1 protein-coding gene is annotated in these 296 nt (G+C 26.4%); it reads right to left on the bottom strand.

Features of this window, described 5'->3' with window-relative positions:
• The coding region (locus FUA24_RS25305; RefSeq protein WP_222861383.1) for a class I SAM-dependent methyltransferase at positions 1–296 on the bottom strand (296 nt) is incomplete at both ends.

Raw genomic sequence — 296 nt, 5'->3', positions numbered from 1 at the left:
TATTTAATTCAAATACATTAGCTTTAAAACAGTTAACGTTTTCTGGTGAAGGCTCTACAGCATAGATATATAAATCTTTTGAATTTATATGTTTATTAAGATACAATGTAGTATAACCAACATTGGCTCCTGAATCAATAACCACCAGTTTTTCAGAGTTATCAAAATTGAGATTTAATAGCGTAGATACTATTTTAAATTCTTCGAAATTAAAAATCTGTGTAAACACATTATAATCACTATGCTGATAATCTCGTATTTTTAACTTAATTCCATGCTTCGTGTCTATATTATAT

The sequence above is a fragment of the Seonamhaeicola marinus genome, from assembly GCF_008085455.1.
Note: the sequence above shows the minus strand (reverse complement) of the source record. Positions and strands in the feature narration are given on the sequence as shown.